Consider the following 919-nt stretch of genomic DNA (forward strand, 5'->3'; position numbering starts at 1 on the left):
GCGTATTTTTGCGTATTTTTGCGTATTTTTGCAAAAAAGATGACAGTTTACACAAGTCCGGCAAGCTGCACTTGTTAAGTGATTATTTGCCACGCTTTGGAACTCTCTTGCTAAGTTTGTCGGCTTTCTCAGGATGCACGTACATCGTCTCGACTAAACTCTCAGTGACGTCTACTATCGTATGAACATCTTCAGTGCTTGGGTGATAGCCTCTATGTATGGCGGCATGACCCGCTTCCAAGATTGACTCAATAATTTGCCGCTGTTTTCCTGATATATAGCCTTCTGATTGAAAAGCATCGAGATTCTTTACGAAAGTACCTTTGTCTCCAATGCCTGAAATTGTCACCGGCAATGTAAAACTGACCCACTAACGGTAATTTAAAATTGACCCACCTGAGGCACAATGACCGCCTAACCTGTAAAGAGAACGGCGGTGAGATGCAATGTTAAATCAGGAGTCACTAGTGGATATTCATGTGCTACATCAGCAAGGTCACAGTATTCGGGCTATCAGCCGTAAACTTGGTATTGCTCGGAACACCGTCCGTAATTATTTGCGTGATATTGCGCGAACACCCGTTTATGGTCCAAGACAAGAACGGCCATCGAAACTGGATCCTTTCAAATCCTACATACGTGAGCGTATTGAAGCAGCAAAACCGCACTGGATACCAGGAACTGTTCTTTGCCGCGAAATTGAAACCATGGGTTACGATGGCAAAGAAGGGATCGTTAAGATCTATATTCGCCAGTTTAAACCCAAGACCGAAGAAGACGTTATCCGCTTCGAAACCCCTCCGGGACAGCAAATGCAGGTCGACTTTACCACTATTAAGCGTGGGCGATATAAGCTCAAAGCCTTTGTTGCAACATTAGGTTTTTGTCGAGCTACTTACGTTCGGTTCAGCACGCATGA

General features: G+C 44.6%; 1 protein-coding gene and 1 pseudogene. One reads left to right on the plus strand and one right to left on the minus strand.

The features are described 5' to 3' along the window. Nucleotides 1-82 precede the first annotated feature (82 nt). Nucleotides 83-349, minus strand: coding sequence for a DUF4145 domain-containing protein (locus tag VT06_RS18875; protein WP_052750337.1), 267 nt, complete (start codon nt 347-349; stop codon nt 83-85). 97 nt (nt 350-446) lie between these two features. Between VT06_RS18875 and VT06_RS16820 the strand changes: the two are divergent. Beyond that, nucleotides 447-919: pseudogene (locus tag VT06_RS16820) on the plus strand (IS21 family transposase); the annotation flags it as partial.

The organism is Arsukibacterium sp. MJ3 (assembly GCF_000987765.1).
Classification (GTDB): domain Bacteria; phylum Pseudomonadota; class Gammaproteobacteria; order Enterobacterales; family Alteromonadaceae; genus Alishewanella.